Origin of the sequence: Bacillus weihaiensis (assembly GCF_001889165.1) — a bacterium.
GTDB lineage: Bacteria > Bacillota > Bacilli > Bacillales > Bacillaceae > Metabacillus > Metabacillus weihaiensis.
Map to the genome: position 1 here is coordinate 1,897,706 of NZ_CP016020.1, position 22,357 is coordinate 1,920,062.

At 36.7% G+C, this 22,357-nt stretch carries 23 protein-coding genes and 1 riboswitch; of the genes, 15 read left to right on the forward strand and 8 right to left on the reverse strand.

The genetic code is table 11. The features are described from left to right. Positions 1-58: 58 nt before the first annotated feature. Positions 59-244 carry an alpha/beta-type small acid-soluble spore protein gene (locus tag A9C19_RS09175; protein ID WP_072579667.1) on the reverse strand — a complete coding sequence of 62 codons (186 nt, stop codon included), beginning with the start codon at positions 242-244 and terminating at the stop codon, positions 59-61. 147 nt (positions 245-391) lie between these two features. Further along, positions 392-1,366, reverse strand: coding sequence for a DMT family transporter (locus A9C19_RS09180; RefSeq protein ID WP_072579668.1), 975 nt, complete (start codon positions 1,364-1,366; stop codon positions 392-394). Between the two features lie 106 nt (positions 1,367-1,472). Between A9C19_RS09180 and A9C19_RS09185 the strand changes: the two genes are divergently transcribed. Continuing rightward, positions 1,473-2,045: a helix-turn-helix domain-containing protein gene (locus tag A9C19_RS09185; protein WP_072579669.1), complete on the forward strand. Its 573-nt coding sequence runs from the start codon at positions 1,473-1,475 to the stop codon at positions 2,043-2,045. Between the two features lie 90 nt (positions 2,046-2,135). On the opposite strand, the gene A9C19_RS09190 is transcribed toward A9C19_RS09185, so the two are convergent. Continuing rightward, complete coding sequence (locus A9C19_RS09190) at positions 2,136-2,297, reverse strand: DUF1540 domain-containing protein (protein ID WP_072579670.1); 162 nt, start codon at positions 2,295-2,297, stop codon at positions 2,136-2,138. 292 nt (positions 2,298-2,589) lie between these two features. Here A9C19_RS09190 and A9C19_RS09195 point away from each other — a divergent pair, with 292 nt between their 5' ends. Beyond that, positions 2,590-3,573 carry a ring-cleaving dioxygenase gene (locus A9C19_RS09195; protein WP_072579671.1) on the forward strand — a complete coding sequence of 328 codons (984 nt, stop codon included), beginning with the start codon at positions 2,590-2,592 and terminating at the stop codon, positions 3,571-3,573. Between the two features lie 546 nt (positions 3,574-4,119). On the opposite strand, the gene A9C19_RS09200 is transcribed toward A9C19_RS09195, so the two are convergent. Beyond that, a complete protein-coding gene (locus tag A9C19_RS09200) occupies positions 4,120-5,121 on the reverse strand; it encodes a DUF3231 family protein (RefSeq protein ID WP_083584330.1) in 1,002 nt (333 codons plus the stop codon). Positions 5,122-5,689: 568 nt separating this feature from the next. On the opposite strand from A9C19_RS09200, the gene A9C19_RS09205 reads away from it, so the two are divergent. From A9C19_RS09205 to A9C19_RS21755, 7 genes are all read left to right on the forward strand, one after another. Then, positions 5,690-7,531 carry an assimilatory sulfite reductase (NADPH) flavoprotein subunit gene (locus A9C19_RS09205; protein WP_072579673.1) on the forward strand — a complete coding sequence of 614 codons (1,842 nt, stop codon included), beginning with the start codon at positions 5,690-5,692 and terminating at the stop codon, positions 7,529-7,531. Positions 7,532-7,559: 28 nt separating this feature from the next. After that, on the forward strand, positions 7,560-9,281 hold the full coding sequence (gene cysI, locus A9C19_RS09210; RefSeq protein ID WP_072579674.1) for an assimilatory sulfite reductase (NADPH) hemoprotein subunit: 1,722 nt from the start codon (positions 7,560-7,562) through the stop codon (positions 9,279-9,281). 441 nt (positions 9,282-9,722) lie between these two features. Then, positions 9,723-10,058: a hypothetical protein gene (locus A9C19_RS09215; protein WP_083584331.1), complete on the forward strand. Its 336-nt coding sequence runs from the start codon at positions 9,723-9,725 to the stop codon at positions 10,056-10,058. Positions 10,059-10,162: 104 nt separating this feature from the next. Beyond that, the gene (locus A9C19_RS09220; protein ID WP_072579675.1) at positions 10,163-10,738 is read left to right on the forward strand and encodes a maltose acetyltransferase domain-containing protein; all 576 of its coding nucleotides are present in this window, start codon (positions 10,163-10,165) and stop codon (positions 10,736-10,738) included. A 32-nt stretch (positions 10,739-10,770) separates the two neighbouring features. Next, complete coding sequence (locus A9C19_RS09225) at positions 10,771-11,256, forward strand: GNAT family N-acetyltransferase (RefSeq protein WP_072579676.1); 486 nt, start codon at positions 10,771-10,773, stop codon at positions 11,254-11,256. A gap of 23 nt (positions 11,257-11,279) precedes the next feature. Next, entirely contained in the window at positions 11,280-12,578 is a 1,299-nt protein-coding gene (locus A9C19_RS09230) for a uracil/xanthine transporter (RefSeq protein WP_072579677.1), read from the forward strand. Then, complete coding sequence (locus A9C19_RS21755) at positions 12,565-12,732, forward strand: hypothetical protein (RefSeq protein WP_158515078.1); 168 nt, start codon at positions 12,565-12,567, stop codon at positions 12,730-12,732. The genes A9C19_RS09230 and A9C19_RS21755 overlap by 14 nt, the downstream gene beginning before the upstream one ends. On the opposite strand, the gene A9C19_RS09235 is transcribed toward A9C19_RS21755, so the two are convergent. Then, positions 12,733-13,116 carry a GtrA family protein gene (locus tag A9C19_RS09235; protein WP_072579678.1) on the reverse strand — a complete coding sequence of 128 codons (384 nt, stop codon included), beginning with the start codon at positions 13,114-13,116 and terminating at the stop codon, positions 12,733-12,735. 297 nt (positions 13,117-13,413) lie between these two features. Between A9C19_RS09235 and A9C19_RS09240 the strand changes: the two genes are divergently transcribed. Then, a complete protein-coding gene (locus A9C19_RS09240) occupies positions 13,414-14,151 on the forward strand; it encodes a DUF2161 domain-containing phosphodiesterase (RefSeq protein WP_072579679.1) in 738 nt (245 codons plus the stop codon). Between the two features lie 15 nt (positions 14,152-14,166). Continuing rightward, positions 14,167-14,505 (forward strand): hypothetical protein, encoded by a 339-nt coding sequence (locus tag A9C19_RS09245; protein ID WP_072579680.1) that lies wholly within the window; start codon positions 14,167-14,169, stop codon positions 14,503-14,505. Positions 14,506-14,614: 109 nt separating this feature from the next. Here A9C19_RS09245 and A9C19_RS09250 read toward each other — a convergent pair whose 3' ends face one another. The 3 genes from A9C19_RS09250 to A9C19_RS09260 all read right to left on the reverse strand — a co-directional run bounded on the left by A9C19_RS09250 (position 14,615) and on the right by A9C19_RS09260 (position 17,996). Beyond that, positions 14,615-15,619 carry a DUF3231 family protein gene (locus A9C19_RS09250; RefSeq protein ID WP_072579681.1) on the reverse strand — a complete coding sequence of 335 codons (1,005 nt, stop codon included), beginning with the start codon at positions 15,617-15,619 and terminating at the stop codon, positions 14,615-14,617. Between the two features lie 16 nt (positions 15,620-15,635). Then, positions 15,636-16,646 (reverse strand): DUF3231 family protein, encoded by a 1,011-nt coding sequence (locus tag A9C19_RS09255; RefSeq protein WP_072579682.1) that lies wholly within the window; start codon positions 16,644-16,646, stop codon positions 15,636-15,638. Positions 16,647-16,805: 159 nt separating this feature from the next. Beyond that, on the reverse strand, positions 16,806-17,996 hold the full coding sequence (locus A9C19_RS09260; RefSeq protein WP_072579683.1) for an L-lactate MFS transporter: 1,191 nt from the start codon (positions 17,994-17,996) through the stop codon (positions 16,806-16,808). Positions 17,997-18,661: 665 nt separating this feature from the next. Between A9C19_RS09260 and A9C19_RS09265 the strand changes: the two genes are divergently transcribed. The 4 genes from A9C19_RS09265 to A9C19_RS09280 all read left to right on the forward strand — a co-directional run bounded on the left by A9C19_RS09265 (position 18,662) and on the right by A9C19_RS09280 (position 21,988). Then, entirely contained in the window at positions 18,662-19,768 is a 1,107-nt protein-coding gene (locus A9C19_RS09265; RefSeq protein ID WP_072579684.1) for an HD-GYP domain-containing protein, read from the forward strand. A 547-nt stretch (positions 19,769-20,315) separates the two neighbouring features. Continuing rightward, entirely contained in the window at positions 20,316-20,597 is a 282-nt protein-coding gene (locus A9C19_RS09270) for a hypothetical protein (protein WP_072579685.1), read from the forward strand. A gap of 711 nt (positions 20,598-21,308) precedes the next feature. Further along, entirely contained in the window at positions 21,309-21,599 is a 291-nt protein-coding gene (locus A9C19_RS09275; RefSeq protein ID WP_072579686.1) for a hypothetical protein, read from the forward strand. After that, positions 21,596-21,988: an NUDIX domain-containing protein gene (locus A9C19_RS09280; RefSeq protein ID WP_072579687.1), complete on the forward strand. Its 393-nt coding sequence runs from the start codon at positions 21,596-21,598 to the stop codon at positions 21,986-21,988. The genes A9C19_RS09275 and A9C19_RS09280 overlap by 4 nt, the downstream gene beginning before the upstream one ends. Before the next feature lie 196 nt (positions 21,989-22,184). Then, positions 22,185-22,263, forward strand: a riboswitch (ZMP/ZTP riboswitch). Positions 22,264-22,357 lie beyond the last annotated feature (94 nt).

Below are 22,357 nucleotides of genomic sequence, written 5' to 3' on the forward strand. Positions count from 1 at the left end.
GATAAAAAAGGATGACTTAAGTGCCAGGCACTTACGAGTCATCCTTTACTAAAAAGTGTTATCGATTCTTTAGCTGACTTTCACCTAACGCTACTAGACGCTTAGTCATTTCGCCACCTACAGAACCGTTAGCTCGAGCTGTCGTATCGGCACCAAGTTCAACTCCTAATTCATTCGCAATTTCCTCTTTCATGGAATGGAGAGCATTTTCTGCACCAGGCACCAACAGTTTTTGTCTTGCCATCGTACAACACCCCTTTGAATGGTTTTAGGAACTGTGAGCACCGATTGATGCTCATTTCTTAGGTTCTCCGATTGACCAGTTTTTATTCTTTCCCTGTATTTTCATGATATTTATCAATTGCAACTTTTTTAACATCATTTCCCTTACTTATGAGGCGGATTGGGTTAGATTTGCCCCCTTTCCTTTTTTCGGTTTTGTGAAATAGCTATGTAGAATCATCCCAAGCATAATCAGGACTAAACCTAGCATTGTTAAGCCTGTAGGAAGTGGGGCTGATAATAATACTGTTTCACCTATGATGACAAAGACAACTTGTAACGATTGTGTGGCTTCAACTGCAGCTAATTTCCCTTGGTAATTCTTCGTCCTGTCTGTCGCGAGGAAGAACAAAGTAGTGGCAATGACACCTGAGCTTACACCAACGATAAAGCATTGCAGAACTTGCTGAGAAGAAGGCAAACCAACATGAATATAAGCAAAAAGGCAGAGGAAGAGCCAAAATGGTAAACTCATAAGGGTCATACCTAGAATACGTTGGAAGGTGTCGATCTTACCGTTACACACTTCCATCATTTTGCGGTTTCCTAACGGATATGCAATGGCCGCAATCATAACAGGAACTAACCCTAGTATCAGTGTGGAAATTGACATGGAAGAGACGTTTGGAAAGTGAATAAAGCCAACACCTGTTATAATAATAAGTGAGATCAATAAAGAACGTACTTCAAGCTGATTACGGACCTTTATTTCTCCTTGACTAGTCTGTATCGTTTTATAAAAGAAAGGTCCTAGTAATGTACCGGCTACAATTGTTAATTGCCAAGAGCCTGCTATTAGCCAGCCTGGTCCATAGGATGCAGCAAAGGTTAAAGGAGCATAGAATAAGCCGAAACCTACAAAGCTCCAAATTCCCCATTGAAATGGCTGTTCTTTTATATTTTGTACTACTTCTTGGAAATTTTTTCTACATAGAACGATGAGGAAGAAAAAGGGAAGCATAAAGAGAAAGCGTAATGATGAACTCCACATCCAGCTTCCACCCGATAATTCCATTGAACGATTTAAAATAAACGTGACAGCAAAAAACATTGAGGCTACCACACCTAGGAAAATTTCCCTCACACCACATCACTCTCTTCACATTTTCTTCAAATGTTATACTATAATATACTTAAAGTAAACTATAATATATATAATGAGCGTAAATTATTTTTATAAGGAGATAGAGATGGATAAAAAACAAGAAGAATCAGTTGAAAAATTAGTCCAGCAAATTGGTCAAACACTAAGAATGGTAAGACAAGAAAGAAATTTAAGCCTTCAAGAGTTAGCGGACATATCAGCTGTTAGCAAGCTGACGTTAGGAAAGGTTGAGAGAGGTGAAGCAAATCCCTCATTATCAGTAATCTGGAAAATTGCAAATTCTTTAGGCTTACCGATTTCAACCTTAATGAATGAAAAAGCGGAAGTTGTTGTTGTGAGAAACCATGAGGGGAATAGAATTGTCAGTGAAAACGGAGCGTGCTCATTAGAACCTATGTTTGATTCGACAAACTTTAGGTCGATGGAACTTCATCGAGCATTTTTACAACCTAATAGTGACTATCATCCAGGTGCACATCAAGCTGGTGTTATAGAGTATGTGACAGTAATGGAAGGAGAAGCGGTTGTAGTGGTTGATCAAGAAGAGTATGTACTAAACCAATACGATTCAATCAAATTTAGAGGAGACCGTGATCATACATATAAGAATCTTACTCAATCAGAAGTTGTCCTACATTTTGTCATGACGTATATGTAGAAAAAAGGAAGAAAATGAATAATAATGATTATTATTATCAATAATAAGGGAGAGAGGGAGACAATCATGGGCGTGATTGTCTCCAATAACTTATAGTCCTGCCGGTTCAAATGTTTTACAATCCGTTTCAGCGCTAGAATGCGCATCTTTTTCTTTGTGATTTACAACGTAGATTTGAGTTGCACCACATCTATTTTCTTTATTAATATTATGAACGCAGCTACTTACTTCACACAGTACGTCTTGTGCCATTATTCAACACCTCCTTCATGATTAGGATGACCATTTGGGCAGGTTTTATACTTTGTTAAAGGATGCCTTAGTAAGCTTCAATCCTTGACAAATCTATGGAAATGATACAATTTGACACATTGACTTATTGTATAACGTTTTAGTAAAACGATTACTTTGTATCCAAATTATTATTACGAGTAGCTACTATACAATTTAAATTGACATAAATAGAGAGATTTGATACATTTATCTCGAATTAAAGATATTTGAACGTAAGGTTTTTTACTTTGTATCCTAGGAGGAAACAGATATGAATTCGTTAAAGGGTATTCATCATGTAACAGCCATTACAAGTAGTGCAGAAAAGAACTATGAATTTTTCACATATGTGTTAGGAATGAGACTGGTTAAGAAAACAGTAAACCAGGATGATATCCAAACGTATCACTTATTCTTCGCTGACGATAAAGGGAACGCAGGAACAGATATGACCTTTTTTGATTTTCCAGGTATACCAAAGGGAGTGCATGGTACAAATGAGATTTCAAAAACGTCCTTTCGTGTTCCTTCTGATGAGGCATTAGACTATTGGGTTAAGCGCTTCGATCATTATCATCTTTCTCATGAAGGCATTCAAGAGCAATTTGGAAAAAAGGTTCTTCCCTTTGTTGATTTTGATGATCAAAGATATCAGCTTATATCAGACGAATTAAATGAAGGAATAGCTGCAGGTGAGCCGTGGAAAAACGGACCTGTACCCATTGATTTTGCTATTACAGGTCTAGGTCCAATATCAATCACAGTTGAGAATTATTACCATTTGGAAGATGTGTTAGTGAAAATCTTAAGGTTTCGGAAAGTGTCAGATAAGGGGAAGTATCATTTGTATGAAGTAGGAGAAGGTGGAAATGGAGCCCAAATTATTTTAGAAGAAAATACGTCACTTCCTCAAAGTATGCAGGGCTTTGGGACAGTCCATCATGTAGCGTTCCGGGTTGAGGACAGAAAAGTGTTGGACGAGTGGATAAACCATCTTGATTCATTTGGGTTTCCTACTTCTGGATATGTCAACCGTCATTTCTTTGAATCTCTATATGCAAGAGTAGCTCCGCAGATTCTCTTTGAGTTTGCGACAGACGGTCCTGGGTTCATGGGGGATGAGCCGTATGAAACTCTTGGTGAAAAGCTTTCCTTACCACCGTTTTTAGAACCGAAACGAGAAGAAATTGAACGATTGGTAAGACCGATTGATACAGTAAGAAGTACAAAAAGGCTTGATAAGGAAGTTTTTTAGTGATTTCAAAGAACAAAACGTAGGAGCGACTAGGTTAGTAAACTAAGCTTTGTGTCGAAGCACCTAATCTTTTAGATACTTTCTAACGTTAGGGAAGCAACAAGAAAGGCTGACGCCATTAATGCGTCAGCCTATTACGACATGATAATATTTTGTACGTGGAATTCGTGTCTAGCTCTAGACACGGAAAGCCAGAGTCAAGATTAGGTATTATGTTCATAATTCCTAATCGAGTTATGCATGTCGTCACTCGGTCGCTGCCTAACGCTTTTTTACTATTTCACACGCAAGATTAAATCATAAAAAGATACGAGCAAAATAGATTGTGTATAGCTGTCTTGAATTTCACAAAATTCATTTCCATGATCAAAGAAAAAGTAGTAGACTCTACTATTATATATAACCTTTTGTCCCATTTTAATAAGAATCATCCTTTTTGTTTATTTTCAAAAGCTAGAAAATAAAGAGGTGAAACTTATATCTTCTGAAAACTTAGAATTTTACTTATTTTTACTATAACATAGACAAAAGAAATTGCCTATATTATTACTTCGTCAAATTATTTCGATCCTCCATTGTAGGTGGTTGTTCCATCCATCCATTTCTCGCCATGATTTTACCTCCATCTTGTCCGTAAGTGAAGATGTCCTTTGCTGTACTTGTCATAAGGAGGGGCAGATCAGAACGTAAACTAAAAGAGGTACCTAAAGCATTACTACCAAGGCCAAAGCTTGTAAAAAGACTTGTACAATACATCATTAACTTATCTGAAAAAGGTGATATCTTTGAGTCTGTTGCTTTCGCTCCCCACGTTGAAGAAGGTTGGATATCACTTTGAAGTAATACTTGAGTATAGTCCGTCACAATTTTCTTTGATAATTCTTTCCCTTTAACAAAGTATTTTTTTACTTCTGGTTCGTTGGCTACTTGAGCAAAGCCTGTAATCATTTGCATGCCGAATATATTACTTTCAATTGTATGATAGATATAAGAGACTTCTACAGTATTTAATGCACGTTTGTTTGAAAATAAGTTCAGTCCACTCATATAATTGGTATTTTTAGCAAATTCCACACGTTTAGGCATTGTAACAGAAGGTGGGCGTGGAAGAACATCTTTAACTTGTAGATACTCAACGCATGTGTGAAAGACATTTTGTGTAAACGCTGTGAGTTCTTTATATAAGAGGACTAAATCCTCACGATAAGACATATTAAGGTGAAGAGTGTGTAACCCCATACTAATCTCCTTAATCATCCGAAGAAACATAATATCAAACATTTGATCGTACAATTTAGGTGCTCCAATATGTATATCCTCTTTCGTGAAACCAATTGGAATAACTGCCCCTTCTTTTTCAAATATTGTCTTAATAACCTCTACATATTTAACAATAGTTGAGTGTGTATTGGTCATAATATTCTTTGCTTCTTTATCGTCAGATACTTCTATAAAATACTCCAAGAAACGCTGAAGCATGGTTTTTTCTTGGTAGGTCATCCAAAGTGTCCCGACTTCACTTGAGGTCAATGGTTTAAGGTCTTTCATTCTCATTTCTCCAATCTCTAGAGTGTCAAGATCGATTAAACAATCTTTTTAAAAGTAGAAAGCAATCCATATGCAGGGTGTATCTATGTAAATGATAGCCATATATTCCTGATAGCAAGTGACAATTTCCCTGCTTATCTATATAAGCATCCCACATGGTGTGAATGAATATACAAGGATAAACCATCACTATCCCAAATTAGTGAATTCCATGGAAATCGCGTATTTAGCCTCAATTTAAGAGGTAATGATCAATTCCATTGCTTCTAAAAACAATCTAGGCGTTTTCACATATGTTATTCGATAGGAAAATGTATAATAAATGTAACCTTTGGAGGCATATATGGAAAGAATATTGAAGTCTTGTTATAATAGGTGTGTTTCTACTGCATTTGATTAAAGGGTTTATTAATAATGTAGATGTAGTCAATTAAGATTATTAATAGATATGATCATTAAATCCTATTTGACTTATAGGAATAGTGAAACTATTATAATAGTATTCAATCTTTTTAAAAATGAAGTGAGAAAGTAAAAGTAAGTCTTATTCCTTTGCGAGGTGAACATGTTGCAACTTCAAGTAATCAATAGTCCATTTAGTCAAGAACAAGTGGATCTGTTAAATCAATTATTACCTAAATTGAATGAAAACCAAAAATATTGGCTTAGCGGATACCTAACTGGTACACAAGCCCCTGGTGTGACATCTATACAAAATAGCGGTGAAGCGATACAAGCAGGTAACGTATCCGCTACTAAGGGACCGGCTTCAATCTCTAAAGAAGTGACCATCCTCTTTGGGTCTCAAACAGGTAATGCTCAGTCACTTGCTGAGAATGCAGGCAAAACACTTAAGGAGAAGGGCTTTGATGTAACTATTTCTTCTATGAGTGATTTTAAACCTAATTCCCTTAAAAAAGTTAAAAACCTTCTTATTGTGGTGAGTACACATGGAGAAGGCGAGCCACCTGATAATGCGATAGCATTCCATGAATTTTTACACGGTAGACGTGCACCGAAGCTTGAAGACCTTCGCTTTTCTGTCTTAGCACTTGGCGACACATCTTATGAGTTCTTCTGTAAAACGGGGATTGATTTCGATCAGAAACTAGAAGCATTAGGTGGAACACGTCTCTTTGATAGAGTCGACTGTGATGTGGACTTTGAAGAGTCGGCTTCAAAATGGCTTAAAGGAATTGTTGAGGGTTTATCTAATGGTGATCAGGTAGCCGAAGCTTCAGATGACAAGACACAAGCTCCTCAAGTGGAACAAACAGAAATCGTCTATTCGCGTACAAATCCTTTTCATGCAGAAGTATTAGAGAACCTTAATTTAAATGGACGTGGAGCAAATAAGGAAACGCGTCATTTAGAATTATCATTAGAAGGATCAGGTATTACATATGAACCTGGTGATGCTCTTGGGATCTTCCCAGAAAATGATCCAGAATTAGTGGGGCTAATCCTTGAAGAAACAAAGTGGAATCCTGACGAAAAAGTAACGATAAATAAGGACGGAGATACTTTAACAGTAAAAGAGGCTCTTACATCTTATTTTGAAATAACAGTGTTAACAAAGGCAGTTCTCGAGAAAGCATCTGCTTTTACGACAAACCCGGATTTAGCAAAATTAATTGAAGCAGAAAACAGAGACCAACTAAAAGCCTATATTTTTGGTCGGGATATACTTGATCTTTTGCGTGATTTTAAACCTTGGTCTTTTACAGCTCAAGACTTCTTGTCGATTTTACGTAAAATGCCTGCACGACTATATTCGATCGCAAGTAGTATCGAAGCAAATCCAGAAGAGGTTCATTTAACAATTGGTGCGGTTAGATACGAAGCACATGGACGTAAGCGTAACGGAGTATGTTCCATTTTAACAGCAGAACGCGTTCAACCAGGTGATAAATTGCCAATTTATATTCAAAAAAATAAAAACTTCAGACTTCCTGAAAATCCGGAAACACCTATTATTATGGTTGGACCTGGTACGGGTGTAGCTCCTTTCCGTTCATTTATGCAGGAGAGGGAAGAGACGGGTGCACAAGGTAAGTCATGGATGTTCTTTGGAGACCAGCATTTTGTAACAGACTTCCTTTACCAAACCGAATGGCAAAAGTGGGTCAAAGATGGTGTGCTTACGAAGATGGACGTTGCTTTTTCACGCGACAATGAAGAAAAAGTATATGTTCAACACAGAATGCTAGAAAACAGCAAGGAATTCTTCCAGTGGTTAGAAGAAGGAGCCGTTTTCTATATTTGTGGAGATAAAAATTATATGGCAAAAGACGTACATGAAACTCTTCTTACAATCATTGAAAAAGAAGGTAACATGACTCGAGATAAAGCAGAAGAATATGTGGCTGCGATGAAGAAACAAAAACGCTACCACCGTGATGTGTATTAATACCCTCATTAGAAAGGAGATAACAAACATGGCGAATAAAGTGTTAAAAGCACCAGAAGGCTCTCCAAGTGATGTAGAGCGCATTAAGGAAGATAGTAATTACTTACGCGGCACACTGAAGGAGACAATGGCAGAGAGATTGAGCTCGGGCATTTCAGAAGATGACAACCGACTCATGAAATTCCACGGCAGCTACTTACAGGATGACCGAGATGTTCGAAATGAGCGTCAAAAGCAAAAGCTAGAGCCTGCGTATCAGTTTATGCTACGTGTACGTTTACCTGGTGGAGTTGCTACACCGAACCAATGGCTTGTCATGGATGATTTAGCTCAAAAATATGGAAATGGTACGATGAAGTTAACAACACGTCAAACGTTCCAATTACACGGAATTTTAAAATGGAATATGAAGAGCACCATTCAAGAAATTCACGGCTCTCTACTAGACACCATCGCTGCTTGTGGTGATGTAAACCGTAACGTTATGTGTAATCCAAATCCGTATCAATCAGAGGTTCATGCAGAAGTGTATGAGTGGGCAAAGGTGTTAAGTGACGATCTTCTTCCTCGTACAAGAGCTTATCATGAGCTATGGCTTGATGAGGAAAAGGTTGCAGGTACACCGGATGTTGAAGAAGAGGTTGAACCAATGTATGGCCCTCTTTACTTACCACGTAAATTCAAAATAGGGGTTGCTGTGCCACCTTCTAATGATATCGATGTTTTTTCACAGGATTTAGGCTATATTGCGATCGTAGAAGACGGTAACCTTGTTGGCTTTAATGTTGCCATTGGTGGCGGAATGGGTATGACGCATGGTGATAAGGAAACCTATCCTCAACTTGCAAAAGTAATCGGATTCTGTAAACCTGAACAGGTGTATGAAGTTGCTGAAAAAATCATTACGATTCAACGTGACTACGGAAACCGTTCTGTTCGTAAAAATGCTCGATTTAAGTATACAGTCGACAGATTAGGGCTGGAAAATGTAAAGGAAGAGCTTGAAAATCGTCTAGGCTACAAATTAGAGGATGCAAAGCCTTTCTCATTTGATCATAATGGAGACCGCTATGGCTGGGAAAAAGGAATCAAAGGCAAATGGCATTTTACGCTTTTCGTTGAAGGCGGACGTGTTACGGATTATGATGACTATAAGCTAATGACAGGATTGCGTGAAATTGCCAAAATTCATACGGGTGATATTCGTTTAACTGCGAACCAAAATCTGATTATCGCTGACGTATCAAGTCAAAAGAAGAAGCAAATCAATGAACTAATTGAAAGATATGGACTAACAGATGGCAAGCATCATTCTGCTCTTCGTAGAAGCTCGATTGCCTGCGTATCCTTACCAACATGTGGACTTGCGATGGCTGAAGCAGAGCGCTATTTACCAGTCCTTATGACTAAAATTGAAAAAATTGTTGATGAAAATGGTCTTCGTGACAAGGAAATCACGATTCGTATGACAGGCTGTCCAAACGGATGTGCGCGACATGCTTTAGGTGAAATAGGCTTTATTGGGAAAGGTCCTGGTAAATACAATATGTACCTGGGTGCTGCTCATGATGGAAGCCGTTTAAGTAAAATGCACAGGGAAAATATTGGTGAAGAGGAAATTTTAAAAGAGCTTGGAGAAATCATTCCTCGCTATGCAAAAGAACGTGAAGAAAATGAGCATTTTGGAGATTTTGTTGTTCGTGCAGGGATCATTAACGCGACGACGGATGGAACCAATTTTCACGCATGAATAGGAGAGGCTAGGACATTTTGTCCGGTCTCTTTTTTTGCTATCTAAACATTTATGTAGTGGGTTTTTATGGTAAAATAAGTAGAGTTCTCGCTACTATCAAGGAGGTTAATATGAATGGTTAACATGCTCCTACTCTAGTTTTTTTCCTTTCTAGCTGTAATCATCCATCTCAGTATTGAGATGTTTCATATAAAAGTAGGTGACCAATTATTAGTTGGTAAGGAATCCGAGGCTGTCTTGGGACTACTCTATTTTTTAGAGAATCATACCTTCATATAGAAAAGGAATAGAAGGATAAAGCAAACCACCAATTTTTCAGATATAGCTATTTCCTAAAGATTGGCTTTATATATGCTGTAGCTATTTAATGAGTGATAAGAAAATCCGCAGAATACTATTATTACTCTAAATTTAAATTGAAGAAGGGAAGTTAGTTGAGTGAAAAAGAAACCCGTGATAATTGGAAGTATGGCCATTTTGCTAGTTTGCTTTTATTTCTTCTTTGGATTCCGAGATTCTGTATTTTATAAAGGCTTCCCTATTCCAATTGGAGCAACCCTTACTCATGAGGATTCTTCTATGAAAGTAGAGTCGTACGAATGGTGGGCAGCTTCTGAAGAAAATGGTCTACCATTTAATTATCTAATTATGATTCGTTTATACGGCTGGACGCCAACGGAAGTGGTGGGGAGCATGACAGTGTATGAAAAAGGTGATCATCAGGTTGCCGTTATTTCCCAAGAAGATTATCTAGGTTTAAGTCCAAGGGATTAAGAGAGTGATGGTAAGCAAACGCATTTATATTCATGTACATAGTACTTTTTAGTATACAATGTCTTTCAAACTTAACTTAGAATTGCTGATGGTGGTGCTATTTTATGAAATCAGAAAAACAAAAAATGGTTGATGGAGAGCTGTATGTTGCTGCTGATCCAAAGCTAGTAAAAGATCGCATGCAGGCTCGAAAATTAACGAGACAATTTAATCAAACTGAGGAAACAGAAGAAACTGTTCGAGAAGAGCTATTAAAAACATTATTAGGCTCGACAGGAAAGAACCTCTATATAGAACCTACTTTTCGTTGTGATTACGGCATTAATATACATGTAGGTGAGAATTTTTACGCGAACTTTGATTGTGTATTTCTTGATGTTTGCAAGATCATAATTGGAGATAACTGCATGGTAGCACCTGGTGTTCATATTTATACAGCCACACATCCATTAGATCCAATTGAAAGAAATTCAGGTAAGGAGTATGGAATTCCAGTTAAAATTGGTGATAATGTCTGGATTGGTGGAAAAGCTGTGATTAATCCAGGAGTGTCATTAGGGAACAATATAGTCGTTGCTTCAGGAGCTGTTGTTACAAAGTCATTTCCTTCTAATGTTGTTATAGGGGGCAATCCTGCTAGGATAATCAAAGATTTGAACTTGTCAAATAGGGGGGGATAACAATTCCGTATATAGAGACAGAGCGGTTACTAATGATTACCTTTACCGCTGAAATGATGGAACAGTTGTTATGTGATCGTTCAAAATTTATAAATGAAGTCCCATTTGAAGTGGCAGATGAATTCCCACTTGAAGTCTATCAACAATTTTTCCCATATAAAGTCGAACGATTTAAAAAATACCCTCATGAAAATGAATGGGAAGGAATCATCGTATTAAAAGAAGAGAACAAAATAATAGGCGATATGGGTTTTAAAGGAGGACCAGATCATGATGGTGTCCTTGATATAGGCTATAGTATTGTTCCTGAATACAGAGGAAGAGGATTTGCAACAGAGATGGGAAAAGAAATGGTTCGATGGGGATTTAAGGACGAAAATGTGAAAACAATCATTGCTACAAGTAATCCTGAAAACATTGCTTCAAAAAAAGTATTGGAGAAAATAGGATTTCAAATAGAAGGGATGACAGAAGAAAAGGTCATGTGGGTCTTAATAAAAGATTTGCAGGATCAATAGTCATGTGAAGGAGAATAGACAGCATGAATACACTTAAACGGACCATTCTTGTACTTGCTGGTTTTCAATGGTTATTTTTCTTATTTGCTAATACAGTGGTGATTCCTATTTCCATTGGCGAGGCACTACAAGTAGATTCTGCTGAAATTGTGGCAGCTATTCAACGATCGTTTATCTTTACTGGTGTAGCCTGTATGTTGCAAGGTTTACTAGGACATAGATTTGCGATTATGGAGGGGCAATCTGGCTTGTGGTGGGGCATCATTTTAAGTCTTGCAGCTTCGGCAAACTCCTTTCATTTAGACTTACAAAGTATTGGGGGAAGTATAGCATTAGGTGCCATGATTTCTGGTCTACTTGTTGTTGGTTTAGGAGCTTTTGGGATGGGAAATGTCTTGAAAAAATGGTTTACACCAGCTGTGATGTTTGTTTTTTTACTCCTTCTAGCTAACCAATTGATTTATACATTTTTTAGTGGAATGGTTGGCTTAACAGATGAAAACCAAATCGATATGAAGCTTGCGTGCTTTTCATTCACTATTGTGACAATCACGGTGCTCATACATGTTAAGGGTAGAGGAGTAGTTCAAAATCTTGCCCTTTTAATTGGGCTAATTATAGGGTGGTTAAGCTATAAACTTATTTTTCCGCAATCAATCACACCACCCTCAGCTCCAAATCCCTCTGTTTTTCACGTTTTTCCTTGGGGAGAACCAGTGTTAGAATGGGGTATTGTTATGACGGTAATCTTAACAGGTCTTTTAAATACAACGAATACTGTGGCTTCATTAAAAGGGGCGGAAGATATTTATGAACAAAAAGCTAGTTCGAAACAGTATCGAGATTCTTTTATCCTCTCAGGCTTCTTTACTTTTATCTCAGGGATCTTTGGGTTAGTACCATATGCGCCCTATGCATCATCACTTGGTTTTCTACAGTCAACAGGGATTAAAGAACGAGCACCGTTCATTTTAGGTTCATTTTTATTTTTATTATTAGGATGTAGCTCCAGTCTAAGTGAGTTCTTTTCAATGATGCCATCAAGTGTAGGAAGTTCGATTTTATTTGTCGCGTATGTGCAGCTTTTCCGTTCTTCTTTTAAGCAGGTGGAGAGGATTCCTTTAACGCCTACTTCTATTTATAAAATAGCAATACCTGCACTCGTAGGTTTATCAATTAAAAACATACCAGTTGAAGCCTTTCAGACAGTGCCTACATTATTACGTCCACTTGTTTCAAATGGCTTGTTAATGGGGATTTTACTTGTTTTACTTATGGAATTTATCTATTTTATTGGAGGAAAGAAGAATGAAAAAGAATAAAAATCAAGCCTCTATGTTCTTAGGTACTGGAATTATGTTTCTTTGCTTAAGTAGTGTGTATTTTACTTTACACCAGATGATTACTGCAACATTGTTTTTCCTAGCAAGTATACTGTTTTTTATTAGCTCTTATCGTAAGCATAAAGCTAGCTAATTACCTAAAGGTCCACCAGTTATTTAATGTGAAGTTGACGAGTGGGATAATTAGTAATGTTACGATTTCGCCAATTAAGTAATGGTAAGAAAAATGGTGGACCACAAGATACATAATCACAAAGTTTAAAAGTAAGCCAATGAGCCCGACAATACTAAACCGGTAGAGCTTTAGATGAGAGTATGTACCACCGAATGTATATTTTCGGTTCAAGAGAAATGAGAAGAAGGTCATTACTAGAAACGAAATGGTGGCAGATAAAACTGGTTCTAGCTTAACTAACTCAACGAATAGAAACATTGAGATGAAATAAAGTATAGTTGTAAGAGTCCCAACTACGCTATATTTAGTGAATTTTATCGTGAGATTTTTCGTGATTTTCATAGTGATTTCCTTTGCTTTCTTTCCTTTTCTACTATTTTATTATCAACTATTTTCATCTCGTTTTAAAGAATTTTTTAACTTTTTGTTTTTATTGAATCTTGTTTCAATCGTTTCAATCATACAAATTTATAGGATATAGAGTCCCTTTTTTGAAGCGTTGTTTCGGCCAAAGAGAGAGTGCTTTTCATAAGATAAAGGGAGAGAACCTATTAGAGAAATGTAGTATTTGTTTTTCTCTATTTATAGATACTTACATGGTAAACTAATGAATAGAGAAATTGTTTGGATGGTGGGATGATGCAAGAGAAGAAAAAACGACAGGAAATCGATTTATATAAGCCAATTCAGCGTTATTTCATTAAAGAAGGCTATGAGGTTTATGGAGAGGTAAAGGATTGTGATCTAGCTGCGGTCAAAGAGGATTTGTTACTTATTGTTGAACTAAAATTGAATTTAACTGTTGATTTGTTAATACAAGCCACTAAAAGACAAAAATTAACGGACCAAGTATATATTGCTATTCCTAAGCCTAAGGTAACAAAAAAATCAAGACGTTGGCGAGATATATGTCAGCTTTTTCAACGCTTAGATCTTGGCTTAATAGTTGTCTCGTTAGAAAGCCAACGAAAAAAGGTGGATATTGTATGCCATCCACCAAACTCTGAATTTAGTGGGTATAAACGAGTAAACAAACGAAAAAGAGAGAATTTGTTAAATGAAGTAAATGGTAGAAGTGCTGACTACAATGTCGGAGGTAGCACTCGAACAAAAATTATGACGGCTTACAAAGAAAATTGCATTCAAATTGCTGTCTACCTTCACCAATTTGGTGAGCTTTCTCCAAAAAAATTGAAGGAGCTTGGCACAGGGGAGAAAACTTCATCTATTTTAATGAAAAATTATTATAGATGGTTTGATCGGGTTAGACGTGGGGTTTACATTCTAAATGAAACAGGAACTCATGAAATAGCAAAATATCCTGAAATCGTACAGTATTATATTTCTACTATTCAAAAAAAGGAACAATCCAAATAAACGGAGTGATTAGCTATGCCGATGGAACAAGAAACAATGACGTTTTTGATTAATGGTATTGGAGCCGTAATAGTGATATTCTTTCTAACGGTTATGTATCTCTTGTTCTTTTTTAGAAAAGGTCGAAGCTTTAGGTGGGTCTACGGGATGGTACTAGCATTTATCTTCTTCCTCGTTATTTCAATCCTAAACCTAAAAGAGGCGATTGGGATTGATTATAAACATCCGATGGCTTCAGAGGAGATTACGTATCGTTTAGGGCTGTCAGGATTACTTTTTTCAGCTAGTTTGTTATTTCTTTTAGTAGGATTATTATTGATTCCTTACCCAAAAGCAAAACTTCATAAAAAATAAAAGCTAAAAGGTTGTTGGTGAAAATCATACACCCCAAATGTGAGCAAACCTAACAGTTGGGGTGTTATTTCATTATTGACATTGATAATCTGCTCGGACTCACTCACAGCTACTCGTGTATTAGCTTATCTCGATCTGGAGCTATAGGCGGTTGCTCTAACCACTCTTTTTTTATCATCAGTTGGGCTGCATCTTCGCTGAATAAAAGTAATTCGTGAATCAATCTGTCATAATTTATACCTAAATCTCTTCTTGGAGATACTCCTAATGCTTGACCGTAGTAGCCGACACTCAAGCCTATAAGAGAGCTTGTATAGAAGGTCATCAATTTCTCAGAGAATGTTGGTTCGGTCGATTCTGTTATTCCAACATCTGATGAAATAGGTGCTGGCAAATGGTTTTCTATTAACTTATTTTCTAATATGTCACAATGCTTCGTTGCGATTTCAATTCCTCTATTCATTAGCTTCTTAACTTCTGGATCTTTAGAAACCTGTAAGAAGCTTGTCATGACCTTCATTCCAAGCTGATTCCGTTCAAAATTAGCGAAAAGCTGACTAATTTCAATAACAGTTAAGCTTCGTTTTTTTCCAATAAAGCCAGATAGGGAATGCTGTCCTTCAACATATCCTTTAGTGGTTGGTACAGGAATTTCAGGCGGTTTTACGTATTCGCCTCTTTCCATTAAAAGGGCTGTGACTGTTCTTAAGAGTTCTCCTGTTTCATTTATGCATTCGGAAAAATAACTAAAAATATCCGCTCGCGAACTATACGATAAGCTTAGGCTATACGTTTGAAGGGCGATTCTGGACATATGTAGAATATAGGTTAGATAAAAAGAATCAGTATAAAGACGAGAGGAAGTTAGATAGCAGTCCTCATTCACCTTGAACCCATATGGAACAGCGAATTGTTCCTTATCAAAGAGCTCCTTTAATGTCTTGAGGTGCCCCTTAGACAACTCACAGCATTTTAATAGAAGTGCTTTTATTTTTTCATCGTCTGTATGTACAGAAAAATGTGATAATTGGCATAAGAGAGCACTATCATTAATATATGATCCCCAAAGCTGTGACATTTCAATTGATGAAAGGGAACTTGATGTCGACGTCATAGAATTTCTCACTCCTCTACTTGTTATTACCTAATTGTTCGCGATTTGGTGGGGCAGGGGGTTCCTCTAACCAACGATATTTAATCATAATATCTGCTCCAGACTTTGCAAATTGGGCTACTTCCACTGACATTCGTTCATAATTTGCGATTAAGTCTGTTCTTTGACTTGCACCTGCTGCAGTAGCATAGTTCCCTGTACCTGCACCTGTGAGTAAACTCATATGAAACATCATCAGCTTATCTGAAAAAACAGGTGTTGTCGCGTCTGTCACTGCGTGGTTAGGTGAAATAGGTGCTTGTACATCATCCTTTAAAAGAGTATCTGAGAGGATATCAATATGTTTCTTAGATATATCTTTACCACGCTTCATGAAATTCTTTACATCCTCAGATTGTGCCGTTTGCATGAAGGCAGATGATAGCATCACTCCGACTTGATTTGTTTCAATATTTAGGCTAAGGTGAGTTATTTCAATTGCATTTAGCATGCGATGCTTTTTAAAAGGGTTAATACCACTTAAGTAGTCGTTATTTAGAATGTAAGAAACTTGTTTTGGATACGGGATATAAGGTCGTCGTAAATAAAGTCCTTTTTGAAGTGCTACATCAGTGGATAATTGATAAAGCTTTATGACACGTTCGAGACAACTTTGAAAGTAGTCACGGATATCTTTTCTAGCAGAAACAGCAAGATTACTTGTTTGAATAATCATCCCAACTCGACCTGTATGAACCAGATATGTTAATTTAAACGTATCCGTAAATAAATCTGGAGCACTTTTTTCAACATCTTTTTCACTAAAGCCATGTGGAATTGGAATAGATTCTTCAGTGAATAGAGACTCTATTTTTTGGACATGGTTTTTTGCAATCATAAGTGCCTCATTAATGACAGATTCCACTTCTGAATCCTCTACTTTTTCCTTCATAAACCGAATGACTTGTAACGTCATACTATCATATAGATAGGAAGTCCATAAAACACCGATCTCTGCTGCAGTTAAATCAATCTTGTTGGTTGTCATTGCTAAAAAAGGCTCCTTTTTTTGAATGGTCTTAATGGATATTATCTTATGTTTTGGTTTTTTTATACAAATTTTATGAGGATGTGCGATAACAGGAGCAAGGATAAAAGAAAAGCGTGAACTCAATAGTGAATTCACGCTAATAGTATGGGAAAATTTTTAATAAGCTTCTTTCTCAATAGGTTGTTGAGTAGGCACTCCTTTAGGTGCCTGTACAAATTTAACAAGTAAAATGGCCACCACACAAATAACTCCTGAGATAAGGAACGCTTGCGTAAAGGAAACAACCTTAATAACAAATGGACCTGCAAAAGCAGAGATTCCATATGCTTGGTACATGAAGCCGTAGTTTGTTCCAATGTTTTTTGTGCCATAATAATCTGCTGTGACAGAAGGAAATAAAGCTAAGTACCCACCGAAGCAGAAGCCAATAAGTGAAACAGCAATTAAAAACATTGGGTAGTTCATCATTCCTGTACTCATATAGAACATTATCACAGCGGTTAACGCGTAGATCATCATTAATGTGTTCTTACGACCAAGTTTATCAGATAGATTTCCTAATACAATTCGACCACCCGCATTAAATAAAGCAATGACCATAACAGCATTCGCCGCTTTTGCAGCATCTAATTGAACGAGTTCAACACCTATATCAACAGCAAAGCTAATGACGAGAAGGCCAGAGATACTGCCGAATAAAAATACAGTCCATAGCACATAGAATTGATGAGTTTTAAGCATTTGAAGGGGAGAAAACTGTTCTGATTGAGCGATGGAAGTATTTTCCTCGTTCGTTTCAGGTGGGTTTTTCAACAATTGAGCTCCAGCTACAACTAACATCATATAAACGATTCCTAAGTAAAAGAATGCTTGAGAAACACCAAATTGTTCTATGAAAACGCCGATAATTGGCTTATAAATTAATCCACCTAAACCAAAGCCTGCAACGGCAACTCCACTAATAAAACCACGTTTATCTGGGAACCATTTCACACAAGCGGATAAAGGACATACATATGTCATCCCAATCCCAATTCCACCAACAACTCCATAAAAGAAATACAACTGACCTAATGATGTTGCTTGGCTAGAAAGAATTAAGCCAAGTCCAAGGAATAGACCTCCGATTGTTGCGACCCATCTTGGACCTATTTTATCCTGTAGTCTTCCAGCGAAAATCGTCGTGAACGCGAAAACCGCAATTGTGATGGAAAAAGTAACAACAATATCTTCACGATCCCAACCAAATTTATCCATTAAGGGTTGATTAAATAAGCTCCATGCATATACGGCTCCTAAATTAATTTGAATCAACACCGCACCAAGTACGACTAACCATCTACTCATGTAGATACCTCCTTCATTTTTTGTAAAAAGTAGTTTGATATAAAAGGCTCTTATCTTAAAATTTGATGCCATTTACTATGATTTCAAAAATAATAGATAACATGCACACAAAGAATCGCGGTAAGTAAGAAAAACGAAAGGCGCTTAGGCTCTTTGTCAAAGTACTACTCCACAATTGAGACAGGATGATTTCTAAGAAACAAAAATAGACCAACGTAGATGGGAAATAAAGACATCGACGTTGGCCTCTTTTATACTCACTAAATAAGTGTTTATGAAAGCAACCAGTTTACCTATTATTAGACTTTTTAGTAGAATGCTAAATTTTTACTAACTGAAATAATGTTGAATATTCTGTTGTATTATTTACATGGATATGGTTATAGCAAAGAATATAAAAGACTTCTCTTACCCTTGTGATCAACATTGGCAAAAGCTTTCTCATTTCAACTTTATTTATTATGGCATAAATTTTGTAGCTGTCAAGAATAAAAATGAAAGAGTGGGAACATTGACAACACGAGGGGAAAAAAGTCGATTCAACTCTAGTGCTATCTATGTTTTCGTTGAATTTCGACTAAATTTTGACTATAATTGACGAAAAGAGTGTCCGATAAGGATATAATGGATAGAATCGGTAGAAGACAGGAGAAATCGAATAAATAATGCGTTTAGTTAGAATAGATCGTTGTGAATCAGGAATTAAGCTCGGTAAATCTATTTATAGTGAGAACGGTAAAATCCTGTTAGCAAAAGGAACGGAGCTAACAAACAGTTTTATGAAGCGACTTCAGAATTTAGGCATACACACCATTTACATAGAGGACAGGGAATCAGAAGGTATTGATGTAGTCGATTCGATTCCACCAGAGCTGCTTAACGAGGCCACGAATGTGATTACCGAAGGACTAAATTCGATGTCAGATGGTCACTCCATAAAGCCAACCGTACAAGGTATGATGAAAACAGAGAAAGTAATTAAGAGCTTTCAATCTATTTTTAAGGATCTTTTAGCTAGTTTAACAGAAAATCGGACAGTTCTTAATTTACTTGCCACGACAAAGATTCACGAAAATCATGTATACACTCATAGTTTGAATGTAACAATTTACGCATGTCAGCTTGCCCTTGAGAATAAGCTACCTCAAAAACAAATAGAGGAGATTGGACTTGGTGCGTTATTACATGATTTAGGAAAGATATTTGTTAAGCCAGAAGTATTGAACAAACCAGATAAACTAACCAATTCAGAATTTGAATTAATGAAATCTCATTCAGAACTTGGATTTGATATATTAAGGAAGGTGCCAACCATTCCCTTGGTTGTTGCACATTGTGCCTTACAGCATCATGAGCGTTTAGATGGGAAAGGTTATCCACGAGGGATTCGTGAGAAAGATATTCACCCATATGCAAAAATCCTAAGTGTTGCGGATGTATTTGATGCAGTTACTAGCCACCGGATATACCGAAATGCTATGCTTCCACACCAAGGGATGGAATTACTTTACTCTGGTAGCGGAACACAATTTGACATCCGTCAAGTTGAACTTTTTAAAAAATGTATCGCTATTTACCCTCAAGGATTAACAGTAACTTTGAATGATGGTCGTGTCGGAATTGTATCCAAATATCATTTTCACTCAGTTGGACGTCCAATAATACGAATTATTAGAGACGAAGAAAATCAGCCAGTCACCCCATACGAAGTTGACCTGTCAGTGAATGGGAATTTAACAGTAGAAATTGTTAAGGCAGACGCTTTGTTGTGAAAAACTAGGAGGGATTTCTCCTAGTTTTAGGTGAAAGAAATTGGATAGGCTATGATTCCACTTTATAAGGATAAATACCTCCACTCATCCTACTTTTGAAAAAAATTCCTCATATGTAATGTATAAATCCTCTAGTTACATTTTGAAAAAGTGTGTTTATTCCTACAACAACGAATATGAATAGATTGAGTTGAATAATTGGAGAATTGGAATGAATTTGTCGAAAGTGGGATTTTTGACTTTATTTCATGTATAATGAAATAGTACGTCTTTTCCGTAAGGGACAGGTTTAGCGCGAAGCCATTATTGTTTGTGCAAAATAACGTGTATGAAAGAGCTATTATAGCCCTTGTGCCTGTATACCCTTCGCATATTCTGATGGTGTTTTTAGGGAGTTGAATTAATCTGAATATGCTTACTTTGTAAATGAGCCATGTTACAAGCAACAAAGAAAATGAAGTAGTTCGTTTTTTAAAAGAACAGAGAACCCTATATGTTTTTTTGACGAATGGATCTCATAAAATCTTTTATAATGGGGGACGAAAGTATGTTATCAAAAATTAAAAAAGTAAAACTAAATAGTGAAGGAAAGAAGCCTAACTATAAGGTATTACTAGAATGTCCTAACGGAAACGAACTATTTATCCATTTTGATTATACGAGAGAGACGAAATCATTCGGTCCTATTACTGTGAATTATAATGGTGAAAGCCAAGGGACAAAATTAGCTTGGTACACAAGTAAAATTGAAAAATTAACAGTAGGAAACTTCTTAGAGAGTATCGCCAAAAAAATTAATAAGAAGTATGGATATGAATTGCAAAAGTAAGATAAACAATTTTAAGGCCAGATCTCCGATGAGATCTGGCCTTAAATGATGTGTTAGTAAAATCATTAGGGACGGAAGAATAAAAATGTAAAAAGTGAAAGAACTGCCTTTCAAGACGCAAAAAAGAGTACCTCCACGACATGTGGAAATATGGAAACCTATTTGAAGAACCTCCTCAACGATTTGAAGCCATTTTTTCCGCTATCCGATCGTGATCCAATACCTCCTTTCTGTAGTGATGAAGTAATTACGTTTCTGTAAACCTGATAAACTTATCTTTGCTGCTATGATTTTCTCCTTGGATACTAGACTAATTGAACAGATTTCATTTATCAAGAACCTAGAAAAACGATTAAAGAACGATATCGTATTCCGCCTTGATTCTGGCTTTTGGTAGATCTTATCTATACCATGTTGAATCAGCCACAACCTAGTTGCCTAATAAATAGGTTCATTGATCGAAAACAACGTAAGGGTGAATCAAGGCTCACCGCCCGCCCAGAGATGAAGCGTGCAACTGGTGCGGAATTCGATCAGACCGGATACTTGATAAATAGCTACAAGTCTATGTAAATAGTCAAAATAAAAAGGTATCTCCATTCTGTAGATCTGTATATCTTAAACATTACATGTATGAAATGGATTCACATGGTATAATTTTGAATTAAAAGTATAATTTTTGTCATTGTGCACATAGGAAGGAGGATCTAATTGGAAAAACGTACAAAGTGGTTTCTTGTTGGATTGTTTGCTATTATGACATGTTTATTTTTTATAAAATCATATGAACTTTTCACCATACAAGAACATGTAGATGGAGATGGCATTGGTCTCACTTTTTTAGGTGTTGAAATGAATGAAAAAGTATCGATAAGCTCAATTGCCTCATATTCTATAGGTTTTTTACTAATGGGGATCGTTTCTCTCATTATAAGTATTTGTATACATTTCTTTATTGGTGGAATTCATAAAAAATTAAAGCTAGAGGAGAGGGAAAAGTGAATAGGAGAAGAGCTTGCGCTGCAATTATTGAAAATGATTCTATATTATTAGTGAAAGAGGTATTCCCTGATAAGGTGATGTGGGGATTACCAGGAGGCGGCTTAGAGGAAGGGGAGTCATTTGAAGAAGCGGTGATCAGGGAAGTGAAAGAAGAAGTAACGTTGGATGTAGAAGTTGAACGGCTTTTGTATACTGGTACATACGCATTAGGTGAGGAAAGGTGTTATTTGGTCACGAAAGCAACTGAACAAAGAGCTGTTCTTGGATTTGATCCTGAGGAAGATAAATTACACTATTTAGCTGATTTACGTTGGTTTCCTTTGAGTAGTCAAAAAGAGCACGTACAAGTAGCAAAGGTGCTTTCAGCTTTAAAGCTGGATGTTATATAATGGCGATTTCCTAAAGATATACCCTTTCTAAGTAGTATAGGTTTAGATGCGAGAAAGAAGGCATATTATGGTGAAAAAAGTCAAGTTATGCGCTTGCCCAGGAAATGAAGCTAAAGTCATTTATCTATAAAGTAAGAAAAATAAGAAAAAGTAGCTTGAAGCTGCGGCATTTTGTGGTACACTATAGGTAATTCATAAGGCTATGTGTAACTGGCGAAACACGGATCACCGTGAGGGAGCATATAGCGTCGAAGCCGTTCGCCTGGGCAAAGGTAAGAGACATAGTTCTCTTACCTTTTTCTGTTTTTTTAGAGGAATGTGACTCAAGTTATTGAAAATCAGCTTGAAATCCATTATTCTAATGAAATA